The following is a 16,647-nucleotide window of genomic DNA, read 5'->3' on the forward strand; positions in this document are numbered from 1 at the left end:
TCCTTTTTTATGAAGCTAACAACTACTCCAGAATCTCCTCAATCTGCTTCAAAATCTCTTCCGAAAGCTCAATACCTGAAGCCTTAACATTCTCTTCGACCTGCTGCGGACGGCTGGCACCCACCAGCGCACTAGCTACATTAGGTTGACGCAAAATCCAAGCCAAAGCCAAATTCCCAACAGAAATATTCAGTTCCGTGGCGATCCCACTCAATTGGCGGACTTTTTCAATCTTTTCTTCTGTAATCGAATCTTTTAATCGATCCAGCTTAGCAGCACGGCTATCCTCAGGGATGTCCGTGTTATACTTTCCAGTTAACAGCCCTTGAGCCAGTGGAGAAAATACCACCTGTCCAATCCCACGGCGCTCGCCGAGCGGAATAATCTCTTTCTCAATATAACGGTTAAACATATTATAAATCGGCTGATTAACAACAATATGATCTAGCAAATAGCGGTCTGCTACAGCTAACGCATCGGTCATTTGCGCCGCCGTCCACTCACTAACACCGACATAATATACCTTGCCTTGCCGAACCAGATCATCTAGCGCACGTAAGGTCTCTTCAATTGGAGTTTCCGGATCAAAACGGTGGCAATACATAATATCCACGTATTCTACTCCGAGACGTTTCAAGCTAGCATGACACTGTTCCGTGATATGTTTGCGGGATAGTCCACGGTCGTTAGGCCCCGAGCCCATTTCCCCGTATACTTTAGTAGCTAATACATAGGACTCACGAGAGTAGTTACGTAAAGTCTCACCTAGTACTTTCTCGGCAGCACCTTTTTCATAAACATTTGCAGTATCAAAAAAATTTACGCCTAAGTCGTAAGCGGTTTCAATGGCATTAACAGCATTATCTCTTTCCACATAGCCTCCGTATGTCAGCCAGCTTCCCAAACTAATCTCACTGACTTTTAAACCGGTTCCACCTAATCTGCGATATTTCATAATAACTGCTCCTCTCCATAGTTCCGTGTTTGATTTTGGCAGGTTGCTTAGCACTCATATTCATTCTAGAATAGTTTGTATATAATAGAAAGAAGTGAAAATTAGTTTATTATATGATCTCTAGTGTAGTTACTATACTAGAGTATAGTAGCTTCACAAACAGGAGGAGATACCTTGAAGACAGCTAAATCTACTAATAATTATATCCCCAAAACCCCTGTTACTATTGAATGTAATGTTGAAAAAACACTTGAAGTATTAGGTGGAAAATGGGCCTTTCTTGTCCTCAGAGAGCTATTCGACGGCACGCAGCGTTTTGGGGCACTGCAACGAAAAATCACTAATGTTTCTCCCCGCGCACTAACCACTACGTTGCGCCATCTGGAGGAGCATGGTGTGCTTGAACGTCACGTATTTCCGACTGTTCCTGTTACGGTAGAATATTCGCTTACTCCCAAAGGTGAGGATTTACATCAAATTTTGAAGGAAATGAAGCTGTGGTCCGCGAAATGGACTTAGCTTGATCAGATTGTGACTGATGAAAAAAGAAGCTGTCCAAAAAGTAGAGAATTCTACTTATAGGGCAGCTTCTTTTTTATAAATAGGCTATACAATGGATGGATTCTTACTTAACCCATGGGATATGTGCGGCGTGCGGCGTGCGGCGTGCGGTGTGCGGTGTGCGGTGTGCGATGTATGATGTACGCTTTAGTGTAATTGGGGAAAAACTCCCGAAAAATAGCCGAAATTCGCTAAAAAAGAGCATTATGAGGGAATTTCTCCCTAAAAATCGAGGTAATTCCTTTATTTTTCACCAAATCAGGTAAATCACAGGGAGGTTTTCCCTAATTATAAGTTAGATGACCAAATATCTAAGAATTATAGAGAGAAATTCCCTAATTATAGAGTCGGAATACGGATTTGGTTAACTAAAAACAACCGGAGATATCAGCGATTTCTGCGATCACGTCATAGACAAATTACCACTTGAGGTCAGCAGGCTTTGCCTTGCCTTCAATCTACTACTGAAGCAGATCGCGGATAATCAAAAACGCAGAGCAGCGAAGATCCAATAGGAGGATGAATCGCTGCTCTTTTGACCCTTGCATTTTTGAAAATGAAGGAGAGATCGTCTCTTTTCGTAGAAAATCCACATATAGAATAACCCCTCCAGCATTTTTACTATATTGATCTAATATTTATCCACAATCGCGCCGAGAACTGCCGTATTTACATAGGGTTTTCCTTTGAGGCTTTGGAGCTCTTTCGCAGTTCCAGTAACGACAACTCCCAATAGCTGTACATCACTGGCGTCCGGCGCCGCTTTATCCTTTTTCAAGTAATTCGAGATTCGCTCAAACTCTCCGTAATGCTTGCCCTTCATCTGAAGCCCATAGGTTAAGGATTGTAAAAAATCCTCTGGTTTCGGCTTAAATAACCCTTCCCATTCCCCACCGTAGCCATATACTTGTCTAGCAGATTCCGGTAAGGCATATTTATTCGGGCTGCTGTCATTCCTAATAAACTCAAGGTTCTTTTTATTGTCATACGTATCTACCCAATACCAAGTCTGTGTCAAACCCGCCGGCAGCATCTTCTCTACCTCTACCTGAGTGTAGCTTTTATCAAAAGAAACAGCCATTTCTACGAGCTTGCCAGGTTCCATTTGTTCGAGTGAAGGCAGGTCATTCAGCACTTTTTCGTTATAATTCACTCCAGGCACATAAAACATCATTTCCCGCTGACCATTTTGACTGTTATATCCTCGGTAGTATTCATAATTTTGCTGTGTCATTACCGGGTCAGGAACATTTATACTAGAGTATCCCCTATTAAGCAGAGAAAACCGGCTGCCCATATCGAAATACAGTTTTTTAGTATCCCATACGATGGGCACACCCTCAACAACTTTGTAAGTGCTCAGTTCAACTTTACCCGATAGAAACCCTAAATCAAGCTCAGTTCTCAACTCCTGAAGGTTAGGACTGCTAATCTTCATCATGATCCTCTCTTCATCCAAACCACGCATCGCCAACCAGCTTGTCAGATGGGCGTTACCCAGCATCCCGCCGAATAATACTATAACCGTCACCACTAGAGAAATGATTGTGTTTCGAATCATTGTTTTTCGTTTTGCCTTCTTAATTACTTTTGAAAGGTTCTGATCATCCTTTTGTTCCCATGGAGCTGTCATTCCGCTTCACCTCTATACTTTTTTTGAAATTGCTTGCGGGCACGAAACAATGCCGATTTCACTGTATCTGTCGTAATTCCCAGAAGCTCAGCTATCTCCTGATAGGACAGCTCCAGCTCATACTTCATAATAATGAGTTGTTTATGGAGCGGTAGAAGCTCATCCAACACTCTTTCGATGTCTTCCCGTTTCTCTTTTAACAGCACATGATCCTCTGGCAATTCCATATCCGGCACATCTACATAGTCAATAGGAATGACTATCCGCTTGCGGCGGCGGCACAGATCATAGTAGCGATTGATCGCTACTTTATATAACCATGCACTGAATTTGTTCTCATCAATGGAATTAATATACAAAAGAGCCTTATACACCGTATCCTGTACGATATCTTCAGCGTCGGCTGCAGGTGCCCCGAGACGAATCAAGTATTTTTGAATTTCTAACATTTTAGGTTGAAGTATCTGATGTAGCTGCCCGGGCTTCATCCTGCACCTCCCTTCGTATGTATAACGATAAAGTTCTCGGAATGTTAGCTTATGAGGTGAAAAAAATTATAAAACAAAAGACGGCTGCCTCAGAAAGACATGCCGTCACATTTTAAAGAATGAATAAGGTTCCAGTACAATTCCTATATATCCGTAGGATTCATTGCCTGCTGAGCTGTAGATATGAGTATGGTTTGAACTTTCAGAGATTGTTTGTCAATAATGAAGCCTATATAGAACCCACCCTCCATATTATCCATTTCAAAAGGTGACAATCGGGGCTCATACACTCCACCCTTGTTCTCAAACCAGTAACTCACTATAATCCCGTATTCGTTATCCACTGCAACGTATGTACCGTATGCCTTTAGCACATCTTCCAATGTACTTACCCCAGGTCGAATATTGTTCAATGTACCTATGTGGATTGGATCAATGCGCTCATTATCTTTGTCTATTTTCCAAGCGTTCAGCCGACCTTCGGTATCATAATGTACAGATACTTCTTTATACATTTCATTATTGAATACATCTTGACCTGTTGAATCCCCGTAATGTTCCTCTACTAACATTCTTGAACTCCCAAAATCAATAAAAAGATTACGTCCACTATCCGCTATTCCGAAATCACGATCAGTTACCGGAACCGCTATAAAATCCTTCAAGCCTGTACCCTGTTCCGGTAATGACGGTAATAGACTCCGATCCGATCGTTCTTCTGGACGAGAAATTACAGTATATATTCCCTTAAGCTTGAGCATTCTCATCCATTGTATAGCCTCTGCTCTTGTAAGCGGGAGATTTCCTTTGAAACCTACTAAAGTTGGCTCTCCGGGAAGTGGAAGTAGAGAGTTACCCAGCAAATAAACCACGGAATCCGTTTCGTTGTAATTCATCCCTAGACCAGATGCAACTAACCTTGCGGCGGCCATTCTGGTGATTGGAGTCGATTTTGCCACTGGATATTGTAGTCCAGTAACTGGATGATTCCACCACTTAGCCATTCTATACGGTGCTGCTGTCCATTCTTCGCCTATGCTAGTAGCCTTTGGATAGCCGAAAGAAAGATAAAATAATTTCAAAAATTCCGCTTCCGTAATCGGCTGATCCGGTCGAAAACTCCCATCATCATAACCAACCATCAATTGGTTGCCAAACGCCCAGCGCACCCAAGGCTCTGACCAGTGACCTTGAATGTCAGTAAACAGTGAAGATACCGGATCCTCCTCACCGTCCTCGTCCACTTCTTCATATGTCCCTGTATTCTCGTACGTTGTCGTGTCAGCATGAACTCTATAACTCACGTTGCCGCATGTCACAATTGTCCCTGAGATAAGACCTAGTACCAATAGCTTCATTATCTTCATTTTAATAATCCCTTTCGTTCTTATCGGTAAGGGGTTCCTGCTCTCTTTGCCAGGTTTATCGTGATTCCCCTTTGTCTTAACTATCGGGTGAAATGTCTAATTCGTAAATATACTGCTCTCCTTTTTCACAAGAAGAACAAAAAAAGATCGCCCCACTTCATAGCGGGAACGATCTGGACGTATCTACTACTTAGACCTTTAATCGACGTTCGAAAGCTTTGGGGATAAGCATTATAGCAATTATACCTATAATTATCACCGAAAGGATTGACAAGGGTAGATGTAATATAGGGATGCCAAAAATGTTATAGGATACATATTTTTCGATTAAGGATCTGCTAACCATTACACCTGACGGCAAAAAAGAGATTATTTTGCCCAACATTCCAGGCAAAGAGAAAAGGGGAAGAATAACTAAGAATGCTGCCAGTCCAAGACTGCTTAAGCTACTCCGACACAAAGCGGATATCAGCGCTGTCAATAACAAAAGACCACATGCAGCCAGCAAGGTTACAGCATATTTCACGGCAAATCCCTGCAGCTGGGTTAAGGCATATGGAGTCTCATCAAAATAAAAGTAACTATTCAGCGGGGCATTCCAGCCCACGAAGCCGAACGGTAAACAGGCCAGCAATGTGCAAATCCCGTAAAAAAGAGTAACCCAGACAAACGTAACTATAAATCCAGCTAATAGTTTTGCCGCAACAATCTTCAACCTTCCGTATTTACTAGATAGAATAAGTGCAACCATTCTATAGTTTTCCTCGCCGGAGAACAGGGAGGCCAGTGCAAATACTAGAATAAGACCGATCAAAAGATCCCCGACGCCAGGCGAGCTCGAAAAAAATATATGTAATAAGTCCCAGTCCTCAGTTACATAAAACCCCCGTGGTTTTCCCTCCTCCAGCATGGAGAGCTTTTTAGTAACATCTCTTAGCGCATAAGATCCTGGTTCTTGCCTCTCCATTAAAACCTTCTGCTCTCTCAGCTCTGTTAAATTTCTGTTGAATTGATCTACCATATAAGCTGTACCAGCATAGTGTTGCTCCAGAATTCGTTTCATCTTCTCCTCTTTGGGCCAAGCGCTGTCTTCAGCATATTCTTCTTTGAGTCTAGGTGCGTATTTCAAAGCTAAATCTGGTTGAATCGGTCCTAGATGAGCGGCGATAGCTTCAGGCTTTTCCTTGTTTACAACCAATAGACTATCCGTACCGGATGGGTAGAAACTAACAAAACAAAAAATGGCTAATGCAATACTTCCAGCTATAGAAATCCAGACTCTGGGAATCATAATTTTACGTAATTCAAACATCACCAGACGTTTCATGTGTGTCATCCCCTCCGAAAATAATGCATATATACATCTTCTAATGAAGGATTCACCATCAGTGCATTCTCAACTGGCAAAGTCTTGCTGACTACCCGAACCACTAGTCCAGTATCTGTCTGCTGCACATTCACTACAGTTCCATTCTCTTCGATTTGAGCCAGCAACCGCCCGGGGACATGTGCCTCCCAAACCTCTCCTTGCAATTCATTGGTCAACTCCTTAATTGTTCCTTGACGAAGTAACTCTCCTCGCCCCATCAGTAGCACCTGTTTAGCTATATGATCAACATCAGAAACGATATGAGTAGACAAAATAACGATGCGCTCATTTGATATTTCAGAAATTAAATTTCGAAATCTTACGCGTTCCGAGGGGTCAAGTCCTGCTGTGGGCTCATCCAGAATGAGGATGCCCGGATTATTAAGCAATGCTTGAGCGATACCGAGTCTACGTTTCATTCCGCCGGAATACTTACCACATTTTTTATCCATTTCTCCGGATAGATTAACCATTTGAGCAAGAACCTCTATACGATCACTCGCCTCCTTCTTGGTCAACCCCTTTAGGGCAGCAACATAATACAAGAAATCGCGAGCTGAAAAATGATTGTACATCCCCAGTTCCTGCGGTAAATAACCTATCTGAGCCCGGTACTGATCCCCCATATCATCCTTGTTTTGTCCATCTAAAAGTACATTTCCACGAGTCGGATACAGAATATCTGCAACAATACGCATCAATGTCGTTTTTCCTGTTCCGTTAGGTCCTAGAAGACCATACACACCAGGTGACATAGAAAGGTTGATCGTATTTAAAATTCGCTTTTTGCCGAAATCATGTACAATATTACATAGTTTAAGCTCCAATCAGAAACCCTCCCCTGCTCAATATTCTGGATTGAAACCTCATGGCTAGGCTAAATACCACTGCCGACAGAACGCCCAGTCCCATTAACCAAAATAACTCGACCGACATCGTCCATCTCACTGCAAATTCTCCGGAAAATAAAATCATCCAAAAGAGAGGCACCATGAAGAGTACGGTCGTTAATTGTCTAAAATTACGTATCAGCGTGGATAATACTAACGCTACCGCCGCATTGTTTAGGATCGGGATGCACCATAGCAGGGTCATACGCAGCATAAACTCCGTTCCCCCTACCGGGGTTACCATAGCAGTTACACTAACGTTAATCAGTAGTGAGATCACCCCTGCCATAAGGAACCGAGCTTGCACATACCGATGCAACGGAATTCTAAAACTACGTGCGAGTTCTCCCATTCCACAGAGCGTATTCCGAGCCGTATGAGAGACGACCACCAGTAAAGGAATACAACCCACGATGGACAGAATGAACATAGGGCTAACAATCTCCATAACACTCAGCACCAAATATCCTACTACAAACAAGATCACACCAAGCACAACCTCTTTCCACCATCCCTGTGAAAAAAGAATCCTCAGCTGTTGCCGTGCAAATAGAGGAACGGGTGGTACTGGCGCAGGTAAAGCCCGCTTGGATTTTCTCCACCTGCTCATGGCTTCTTCTGCAAAACCGTCAAGGCGTGGCGGTTCAGGAATGCACCTGATATAATTCACGATCTCCTCTACAGACTCTGCTGTCATCTCATCCTGTAAATTCAGATTGAAGTAATCTTGATGGTTACGTTTAACCCTCATTTTCCTGCTCCTTTCTTTAGGGGTTGGGATATGTCCTCTTGCTTGGAATAGCTTAGTAAATCACGTAATTTAATCAGCGATCGGCTTACCCTTGACTTCACAGTAGATTCAGGTTCATCAGTTACGGCAGCTATTTCTGTAAACGTAAATTCATATTTATACCTTAACAAGAGCGCATCCCTCTGTTCCTCTGGCAGTGAGTAAATCGCGGCGTATACCTGCTTAACCTCTTCACGAAGTAATATTCCTTCAAGAAAATCTCCTTCGACTGTGATTTCATCAGATAAGCTTTGATTCAACTCGGCTTGCCGAGCACCTTTGCTGCGAAAATAGTCAATGCAGACATTTCGCGCGATCGCCATCAACCAAGCTCGGAAACTCCCCTGTTTATTTTGATAGCTGTCAAGCTTGGCCCATGCTTTTTCATACACCGTCTGTGCAAGATCCCAGGCCAATTCGTCATTATGTATTTTCCATCTGATGAATCGATAAATATCACTATAGGTATGCCGAATTAATAATTCCACCGCTGCCTCATTGCCCTGCTGCGCTTCTGTGACCCATTTGTCCTCCCCGATTTAATTCCCCTCCAATCTACCAATCTACCAATCTACCAATCTACCAATCTACTAAATATAACGAAATCGCCTACGAAGTAGACGCATCACATTAAAAAGACCAACCAGAAGGTTCTGGCTGGCCGAATATAAATTTTCCCTAGATTATGTCACCGGTTCAAATTGTGAGTGAACATTTTTAGCTTGTATCTTAGTGAATTATATAACATTGATTCTATTAATTTCCATGGTGTACACTCATTACAAGTGGTCTTTTTGTGAAAATCTTCGTAAATGGTGGATTTTTGTTCGATGAAACAAATGATGCTGTCTATTCTTTTAATAGTTTCTAGCCCGACAATTAAGAGGGTCACAATAGCCTCAAATACATGGTAAATGTGACCCTTTTATAATAAAAACTATAATTCAGCGATTAAATAAGAGAACTGAAAGCCATTCATCGTTTCGAAATCCCAGCCCTCGGAATTTAATTCTTGAAAAGTAGGAATAACAAGATTATGAATTTGCTCTGAAGTCGAATTTTTAATGAACTCATCAGGCATTTGTTTTACTTCGTATCCTGCAATCCCTTGACACAGCCATTTAGGAGCAAGTGGATTAATGTCACCGATTAACCACATTGTAAACAAGTGCAGCGTGGATTTAAGAATAGTTTCATACGTATGCTTTGGCCCTGGATCTAAAGGAGAAACAATTTTCAATTTGTTTCCCTCAAAAGTGCCAATGAACCAATTAGGAGCGTCTACTTCACCAACAGCTCTTTTAGTTCACTTCTTAATTTCTCTAATGCACGGTACAATCGTTTCTTAACCGCACTTTCTCGCATTCCAACAATCTTAGAAATCTCTGACAAGGTGCAGTCTACAAAAAAGCGCAATGAAATAAAAGCCCCAATATTCATTTTTCACAATATTCTGTGCGATTTTGAAGATCCAAGTGAATAAGCTCGAATTCCTTTAAATATATGAATTTTTTCCAAGGCCTTTAAGAAAACTGTTGCGTTAAGTCTTCCGCGCTACCCGAATTTACTTTCAACGAAAGATATTTATGGATTCTTTCGCGATATTGATTATAAGTGATTTCAAAGCTTTGCTTGTCTCCCTGTTCATCCGGATAAACAGTGGATTTGTCATGAGCTCCAGACATTGTAAGAACCTCCTCTTGACCTTACATTTAATTAGACACCGCAGGTTGATTGAAAGCCACATGTCCGTTCAAAAAAATCCATAATAAAAAAACTGTCGATTGCTAGACAATTATATAGAGCCAAGTTATAGTATTGATAATACTTTTAATAACCATTTTCAAAAGTCTAGAGGTGAATAAAATAAACCAAATCGCAAACAATTCTATTCGTGTTAAAAAGATAAATCAGGAGCTTATCAAGCAGGCCTTGAAATCGATGAAGGAAGGAACCAAATCCACGATTGCAAGTGCCACCGGATTAAGTATTGCTACCTGCGGAAATATCCTGAATGAACTTCTGGAGACTGGTGAAGTCATTGAGACTGAACTGGAGGCTTCAAATGGAGGCCGACCGGCCAGACGATTTATCTATAACGCTGATTTCTCCTATATTGCATGTATCTATGCCAAAATTGAGGATGGCCAGAAATCCATAACCTATGCGGTGACCAATTCAGTTGGTGATCGTGTGGATCATGGATGGATGGAATTAGAGTACGTAGATGCTGCAGCCATCGACCATCTGCTGGATACGCTTATCCAACAATATAACAACATCAAGGCAGTAGGGATTGGGATTCCCGGACTTGCTCACCAAGGTGTCATTAATATCTGTGACATTAAAGAGTTAATTAATGCTCCCTTAGAATCACTACTCAGAGAAAAATACGAGCTTGAAGTCACGATTGAAAATGATATGAATCTGACCGTTTACGGGTTCTATAAACAGCAGGATTATGAAGAGGATAAAACCATTGTCGTGGTGACCTTTATCAAAGGAGCTTTTCCAGGCGCCGGGATGATGATCGACGGGCATATCCACAAAGGTAATACCAGATTTGCTGGTGAAGTCTCTTTTTTACCGTTTGGAATCTCGCGTGAACAGCAATTGAGTAGCTTGGACCACACGGATACCTTCATCCCTTTGGCGGCTCACACTATATCGTCCCTGATTGCAATTATTAATCCAGAGACCATAGCTCTCACAGGAGAGCAAGTCAAACAAGAGAATGTGCGGCCGATTTATCAACGTTGTCTGGAAGTGATTCCAGAGGAGCATATGCCTCACTTAATTGTGCTGGATCAACCTGATGATCATTACATGAACGGATTAATTGCGATCACACTGGAAAGCTTAACCTACTCGTTGCAGCTGGTTGAGAAGCGCCGGTAAAACATAAAACTAACATACACTTCAGGAGGAACTACGAATGGCAACAAACAAAGAAAACATGATTGCAGGAAAGCTATATATGGCAGGCGGTGAAGAATTAGCAAAGGATAACAAAAGATCCAGAATGCTCACTCGTTTATTTAACAATACGACGGAAGAACAAGGTGAATATAGAGTAGAACTACTCAAGCAATTATTTGAGTCTACAGGAGAGTCATTATATGTTGAACCTCCTTTCCGTTGTGATTACGGCAGTAATATTACCGTTGGCAATAACTTCTACGCTAATTTTGACTGCATTATCCTTGATGTAGCTAAAGTAACGATTGGTAACAATGTTCTCTTTGGACCTAGGGTAGGCGTATATACTGCTGGTCACCCCATAGATGCGGACGTGCGTATTAGTATGCTTGAATTCGGTACACCGATTACCATCGGAAACAACGTGTGGGTTGGTGGAAACGCAGTAATTAATCCTGGGGTAAAAATCGGCAACAATGTAATCATCGGTGCAGGTTCAGTCGTGACTAAGGATATCCCTGACAATGTAATTGCGGTGGGGAACCCATGCAAGGTATTAAGAGCAATCACCGACGACGATAAGCAACACTGGGAAAAACTTAAAGAAGAGTATTACAGAGACATTGAGCAATAAAGTAACCCGTTCTGGGAGGATCTCAATTTGAAAAAGCGCTTCGGGGGATTTAACAAGATTTACGCCATGCAATTGGCAACCATCTTTTTAGGATTTATAGTGTTTGGCATATCGGAAAATATTAAAGGACCTGCCATTCCGCGAATCCAATTCGACTTTAATCTGGACGAGAAACAGCTCGGCACCCTTTTATCCCTAAATGCATTAGGTTATTTGATCGCCTGCTCCTTTACAGCTGTATTGGTTCGGAAGTGGGGGATCAAGGCTGTCAGTATCATTGCTTTTGCATCCATGATATTCTCAGGAGTGTTAATCTATATCTCCCACAGCTATCCCTTCTTCTCAGCTTCTTATTTCCTGATGTACATCGGAAACGGAATGCTGGAGATTGGTCTTGCCATTTTGGGAGCACGCATCTTCGTAAAAAATACCGGGACGATGATGAACTTATCCCATTTTTTCTACGGATTTAGTTCAACCTTAGCTCCACTGCTGGCAACAGGACTCATGTCGGTAAGTATATTTGGCCATCCACTCGACTGGCGCGGAATGTATCTGATTATGCTAAGCTTATCTTTACTGCCTATTCTATCTGCCTTGCGCAGTACATTTCCGGGTGACGATCTTCCGCAAGAGGACCGGATCTCATTAAAAACACTGGTCCGCGATCCCGCTTTATGGCTGATGGTGCTTATTCTTTCTTTCGGTGTAGTGTCAGAGCTTGCAGTAGGTGGATGGCTAGTGAATTTTTTGGAAAAAGCATACTTGTGGGATACAGTTACAGCTTCTGGTATGTTGTCCACCTTTTTTCTCTGCTTCTCGCTAGCAAGGCTCCTGCTGGGGCCGGTTACAGATAAGATTGGTTTCAATCTATCGCTTATCATCTTTTCAGCCTTCTCTGCCTTATGTACGTTTGCTGCTATTTTGGGTGGGGAACAGCTCGCGTTTCTATTCGCAGCAGCAGGCATAGGTATCGCTATGATTTATCCGACCGTCATGGCGTTTATCGCAAAAAGGTATCCGCATGGCAGTGACACTGCCATCACCTTTACAGTTACACTAATGGGAGTCGGTAGCGTGATTGGCAACTATGCCATAGGTGCAGTAATCGAAGGTGTAAAGAGGCTTTACGGAGCAGAAACACAAACTGGCTTGCTACGTGGTCTTCAAGCTGGGTATGGTTTTATCGGCTTATGTGCAGCTATATGCGCGATATCCGGTTGTGTTTTATATCGTTATTTAAATCGCCGCCAAGAACTTATCTAGAATAGTTATCGCACTTATTTCTGCTCATCCACTCAAAAAAACCTGCTGATTTTATGGCAGGTTTTTTGTTGCAAATAGCGACCAACCTCCTACCATCGGACTCAAATGTCCTTATTGGCTTCGAAATAGACAGAAATGAGGTTATTCGGACCCCAGAGTCGTTATTGAGTTGTTTGTGTGCAAAAACCGCTGTCTTCTGACTAGATAACGCCTCCTGAGTCCGAACACTCCGCCTAATGAAGCTAAATCCTGAAATAGCGACTATACAGTCCGCAACAATGACCTCTGAGCTGGTGATCACCATCCCAACAATTATCGCAGACCTCGCACCAGCTCCATTATTGTTCTAACAATCTGCTCTTCACCGCTACTAACCTTTTCCGTTGCAACTTCTCCCAAGGTTATATGATCGCCAACACAAACCGAATGTGCGGAATGTCTAAACATTTCTATATCATTAGCATCGTTACCAAAAGCAATAAATTGCTGCGGTTCTATGCCTAATCTCTTTAGTCCTGTCCATTTGTTCACACCTTGTGGACTTATATCCATAATATCTTCTTGTCCATGCTGGTAGATCACAATCGGCAGATTTTGCAGCTTATGTATAAGTTGTTCCCCGTTCAGACTGCTCAAAATAACTACCTTCACAATCTCATCCAGCTCTGATGGAGTTACATTTTTGGCGCGTTGTTCTGGATCTACATTTCTCCGGATGGGATGGTTCGCAGAACCCGAATATGCATAGTCCCAATGACTATCAATCAAATAAGTTGCATCAAATTCTTCAATCAAATTCAGGATGTTATCCGCAGTCTGTGGGTCAAAATGTATCGTCGAAATAACCTCCCCACCCTTTGCAATAAACGCGCCATTCCCGCCAACCATAGAAAAATGATGCATACGAGCAGGCAACACAGGCAATAAATCACGAATAGGCCGGGCTGACGCAAAAATAACCTCATGTCCTTTTTCAATTAGAGAATCCAAGGCTTGTACAATAAATTCACTCAAAGGTTTGCCGTTAAAACAAATCGTCCCATCTAAATCAAAAATAAATTTCACAGTTAATAACCTCCCCTTTTTCTCTATATTAACGAGTTCAGATATAATGGAAAGGACCGATGTCCAAAAAGGAGTAAACGATGAAATCTATTCACGATCCAAATCTGATATCACATTACATTACACAATTTAATCTAGACCAAGTATTCACAACGTCAACACATGCTTTAATCCAGTTACTTGTCTATGAGCAGGATGAAATCATTTTGCGTGAGGGGGATGAGCTGGACGGAATTTATTTTCAAGTGGAGGGGCGTACCAAGGTTTCTTCTAGTGTGGGGACGGGAAAATCCTTGTTATTACGTTTCTGCTCACCCTTGTCATTATTCGGGGATATTGAATACGTGCAGGAGGTTGTGATCCAATCCCAAGTTGAAGCGGTACAACAAACCACCCTCTTATTTATCCCCAAACAAAAGGTTGAGTCTGACCTAATGGATAACCACAGGTTTAAAGACTTGTTGCTGAAACATCTCTCCTACAAGCTTCTAACCTGCACATCCGCATCCCGAACGAACTTGCTGGGCTCTGTAGAGGAAAGGTTTGCAAGTTATTTATTGACCATTCAACTCCAACGTGAGTTTGGAAAAGAAATTCAGACACCCTATATCCCAGATATAGCTTCGTTAATTGGGACTACTCCCCGCCATTTAAACCGTGTCATTCAGCGGCTCACCGACATGGGAATTTTATATAAAGTTAAGCAAGAAATTGTTGTACTCGACTGGGAGCGTCTGGATGAATTATCTAACGGAATAAGATTTGAATAGCCTAAAAACCCCTCATTTAATTGAGGATAAAATGATCGATGTCATCATAACGGATATCGATCTTTTCTCCGTTTCTTTTGACAAGATTTATATACAGAGGAGCTGCATCAACACTTCCGCCACCCACCAGCACATGGTAGTTTTCATTAATTTCATATTTACGGATGTACAAACCTGAACCGACATCTTCAAAGGGATGACCTTCAAAATCCTTCCACGACAACGCCTCGCCTCGCTGAGCTAGATCTCGTATTTCATCCAGGGATAATATCGCAGCTTCTTTATCATTACATCCTGAAAGTATAATCGTCAAAGCAAACAATAACAGCATTATCAAGTTACGCTTACTTTTCATTCTTAAACCTCCAAACTCTATAATTTGTTATTTATAGGAAAATATAAGGTAATAATAACATAGCTTAGACTAGCTTTGAATGGAGTGTGACCAGTTTCAGCTCTGAATGCTAGAAATTCAAGTTCCCCACAGCCTCCTCAGTTTCTTCCCGCAAATCTATTTTAAATTTGACGTTAATTTGTTATGTATGCTCTAATATAAATGAAGGGTGGAGCTGCATGTTATCATTTTTACTAACTTTAAAACGTTTATTCTCGGGCTTATGGAAAGCGCTCAAACGTAAAAATTTCCAAGCATTATTCTTATTAGTTTTGATGACACTGTTGTCCGGAACCATTTTTTATGTCAAACAGGAAGGTTTGTCTGTCCTGGATGCTATTTATTTCTGCGTTGCAACGCTTAGTACATTAGGTCATCCAACATTTGTTCCCCAGACAGCACTCGGAAAAATATTTACGATCGTTTACATTATTGCAGGCACAGGGTTGTTCTTGGGAATGATCGGGTATATCGCTTATGAACTGATCAAACAAACCGATAAAGATAACAATTAAATAATGGAATCCAAACTCGTGACAGTATCAAGATCCTTGTTAGCCGAAGCTAATGAGGCTCTTTTTTTTCAAATAATCGCTTATATACTAACTTTCACCTAACTAAATCACATTTTTCATCTCATGTCACCCTTTAATTTTCGAGCAATAATTCATCGGTAAAGAAAATCGAGACCATTAATATTCATCTCTGGCGATCCTCAAATAAATAAAAAAGACCGTCTCTATTAGAGCGGTCGAAAATTTTAGAGCAAATTTGTAATAGATAAATTCACTCAAAAGAATTGCCCCCTATTACTTCATGGTGTAAAATATACTTTCGTTTAATTTGATAAAGGGGGCTTTAAATTTTAATGACTTTATTTCTTACATACGTTTTGCTCGGCTTTTCCATCGCTCTACCTGTAGGTACCATTACCATTGAAATGACCAAACAAGGCTTGAAAAATGGCTTTATGCATGGTTGGATTGTTGGCCTCGGGGGAATGACTATCGACCTCTTCCTAATTCTAGGCTTATACCTGGGTCTAGCCTCTATTCTTTCCATGCCTATCATACAAGTAATCATGTGGTTAGTTGGAGCTCTCTTCCTATGCTACGTTGGATATGACAGCATCAAGAATGCAGATCATGATATTTCCCTTGGAGGAGAGAAGACGTCCAAATCGCTGTTCTCTTCTTACAAAAATGGTTTGCTAGTGGCGATCTCACCAGGAAACCTGGTATTTTGGGTTAGTGTCTTTGGTACCGTATTGTCCGACTCCTTTGACCGTACTAATACGGGCAGCTTTTTGCTCGTAGGATTAGGTATCCTGATTGGTATCCTGCTCCATGATATTGGCCTGATGACGATTGTATCCACCACACGAAAAGCAATGAACCGGACGGCTATTAAATGGGTGACTATCAGCGCAGGTGTTGTATTAATCGGCTTTGGCGGGTATTTCTTCTATCAATTCCTGCGGAGCCTCCATATTTTTTAACGTAAAAAAGCCGTTCTCTTTTAAAAGAGAACGGCTTTAAATGTCTTT

The 16,647-nt window shown here is 41.6% G+C and carries 20 protein-coding genes; 7 read left to right on the plus strand and 13 right to left on the minus strand.

Annotated features, from left to right (window positions below; translation table 11 throughout):
- Positions 1-22: 22 nt before the first annotated feature.
- Entirely contained in the window at positions 23-955 is a 933-nt protein-coding gene (locus MHH63_RS19200) for an aldo/keto reductase family protein (RefSeq protein ID WP_038569620.1), read from the minus strand.
- 174 nt (positions 956-1,129) lie between these two features.
- On the opposite strand from MHH63_RS19200, the gene MHH63_RS19205 reads away from it, so the two are divergent.
- Positions 1,130-1,474 carry a winged helix-turn-helix transcriptional regulator gene (locus tag MHH63_RS19205; protein ID WP_036684053.1) on the plus strand — a complete coding sequence of 115 codons (345 nt, stop codon included), beginning with the start codon at positions 1,130-1,132 and terminating at the stop codon, positions 1,472-1,474.
- A gap of 673 nt (positions 1,475-2,147) precedes the next feature.
- Here the strand turns inward: MHH63_RS19205 and MHH63_RS19210 are convergent.
- The 10 genes from MHH63_RS19210 to MHH63_RS19250 all read right to left on the minus strand — a co-directional run bounded on the left by MHH63_RS19210 (position 2,148) and on the right by MHH63_RS19250 (position 9,738).
- Positions 2,148-3,149: an anti sigma factor C-terminal domain-containing protein gene (locus MHH63_RS19210; RefSeq protein ID WP_076309816.1), complete on the minus strand. Its 1,002-nt coding sequence runs from the start codon at positions 3,147-3,149 to the stop codon at positions 2,148-2,150.
- The gene (locus MHH63_RS19215) at positions 3,146-3,637 is read right to left on the minus strand and encodes an RNA polymerase sigma factor (RefSeq protein WP_340395332.1); all 492 of its coding nucleotides are present in this window, start codon (positions 3,635-3,637) and stop codon (positions 3,146-3,148) included. The genes MHH63_RS19210 and MHH63_RS19215 overlap by 4 nt, the downstream gene beginning before the upstream one ends.
- A gap of 143 nt (positions 3,638-3,780) precedes the next feature.
- Entirely contained in the window at positions 3,781-4,995 is a 1,215-nt protein-coding gene (locus tag MHH63_RS19220; RefSeq protein WP_341171960.1) for an S-layer homology domain-containing protein, read from the minus strand.
- A gap of 199 nt (positions 4,996-5,194) precedes the next feature.
- Entirely contained in the window at positions 5,195-6,331 is a 1,137-nt protein-coding gene (locus MHH63_RS19225) for an ABC transporter permease (protein WP_341171961.1), read from the minus strand.
- Positions 6,332-6,336: 5 nt separating this feature from the next.
- Positions 6,337-7,200 (minus strand): ABC transporter ATP-binding protein, encoded by an 864-nt coding sequence (locus tag MHH63_RS19230; protein ID WP_076187118.1) that lies wholly within the window; start codon positions 7,198-7,200, stop codon positions 6,337-6,339.
- Positions 7,190-8,014 (minus strand): hypothetical protein, encoded by an 825-nt coding sequence (locus MHH63_RS19235; protein WP_341171962.1) that lies wholly within the window; start codon positions 8,012-8,014, stop codon positions 7,190-7,192. Before MHH63_RS19235 ends, MHH63_RS19230 begins: the two co-directional genes overlap by 11 nt.
- The gene (locus MHH63_RS19240) at positions 8,011-8,541 is read right to left on the minus strand and encodes an RNA polymerase sigma factor (RefSeq protein ID WP_339247563.1); all 531 of its coding nucleotides are present in this window, start codon (positions 8,539-8,541) and stop codon (positions 8,011-8,013) included. The genes MHH63_RS19235 and MHH63_RS19240 overlap by 4 nt, the downstream gene beginning before the upstream one ends.
- A 449-nt stretch (positions 8,542-8,990) precedes the next feature.
- Entirely contained in the window at positions 8,991-9,212 is a 222-nt protein-coding gene (locus tag MHH63_RS19245; RefSeq protein WP_341171963.1) for a hypothetical protein, read from the minus strand.
- Between the two features lie 122 nt (positions 9,213-9,334).
- The gene (locus tag MHH63_RS28630; RefSeq protein WP_256717484.1) at positions 9,335-9,493 is read right to left on the minus strand and encodes an RNA polymerase sigma factor; all 159 of its coding nucleotides are present in this window, start codon (positions 9,491-9,493) and stop codon (positions 9,335-9,337) included.
- 83 nt (positions 9,494-9,576) lie between these two features.
- Entirely contained in the window at positions 9,577-9,738 is a 162-nt protein-coding gene (locus MHH63_RS19250) for a hypothetical protein (protein ID WP_256716162.1), read from the minus strand.
- A 256-nt stretch (positions 9,739-9,994) separates the two neighbouring features.
- Between MHH63_RS19250 and MHH63_RS19255 the strand changes: the two genes are divergently transcribed.
- From MHH63_RS19255 to MHH63_RS19265, 3 genes are all read left to right on the plus strand, one after another.
- Entirely contained in the window at positions 9,995-10,951 is a 957-nt protein-coding gene (locus tag MHH63_RS19255) for an ROK family protein (RefSeq protein ID WP_081390522.1), read from the plus strand.
- A 37-nt stretch (positions 10,952-10,988) separates the two neighbouring features.
- Entirely contained in the window at positions 10,989-11,606 is a 618-nt protein-coding gene (locus tag MHH63_RS19260; protein ID WP_076187110.1) for a sugar O-acetyltransferase, read from the plus strand.
- Positions 11,607-11,672: 66 nt separating this feature from the next.
- On the plus strand, positions 11,673-12,872 hold the full coding sequence (locus tag MHH63_RS19265; protein ID WP_076301393.1) for an MFS transporter: 1,200 nt from the start codon (positions 11,673-11,675) through the stop codon (positions 12,870-12,872).
- 312 nt (positions 12,873-13,184) lie between these two features.
- On the opposite strand, the gene MHH63_RS19270 is transcribed toward MHH63_RS19265, so the two are convergent.
- Positions 13,185-13,937, minus strand: coding sequence for an HAD-IIB family hydrolase (locus MHH63_RS19270; protein ID WP_341171964.1), 753 nt, complete (start codon positions 13,935-13,937; stop codon positions 13,185-13,187).
- A gap of 80 nt (positions 13,938-14,017) precedes the next feature.
- Between MHH63_RS19270 and MHH63_RS19275 the strand changes: the two genes are divergently transcribed.
- Entirely contained in the window at positions 14,018-14,707 is a 690-nt protein-coding gene (locus MHH63_RS19275) for a Crp/Fnr family transcriptional regulator (RefSeq protein ID WP_341171965.1), read from the plus strand.
- Positions 14,708-14,723: 16 nt separating this feature from the next.
- Here MHH63_RS19275 and MHH63_RS19280 read toward each other — a convergent pair whose 3' ends face one another.
- Positions 14,724-15,062: a hypothetical protein gene (locus MHH63_RS19280; protein WP_340395326.1), complete on the minus strand. Its 339-nt coding sequence runs from the start codon at positions 15,060-15,062 to the stop codon at positions 14,724-14,726.
- Between the two features lie 218 nt (positions 15,063-15,280).
- Between MHH63_RS19280 and MHH63_RS19285 the strand changes: the two genes are divergently transcribed.
- Complete coding sequence (locus MHH63_RS19285; RefSeq protein ID WP_076124810.1) at positions 15,281-15,616, plus strand: potassium channel family protein; 336 nt, start codon at positions 15,281-15,283, stop codon at positions 15,614-15,616.
- A gap of 353 nt (positions 15,617-15,969) precedes the next feature.
- A complete protein-coding gene (locus MHH63_RS19290; RefSeq protein ID WP_076187101.1) occupies positions 15,970-16,599 on the plus strand; it encodes a LysE family translocator in 630 nt (209 codons plus the stop codon).
- Positions 16,600-16,647: the final 48 nt, after the last annotated feature.

It is taken from the genome of Paenibacillus sp. FSL H3-0310 (genome assembly GCF_038002785.1).
GTDB classification, from domain to species: domain Bacteria; phylum Bacillota; class Bacilli; order Paenibacillales; family Paenibacillaceae; genus Paenibacillus_AQ; species Paenibacillus_AQ odorifer.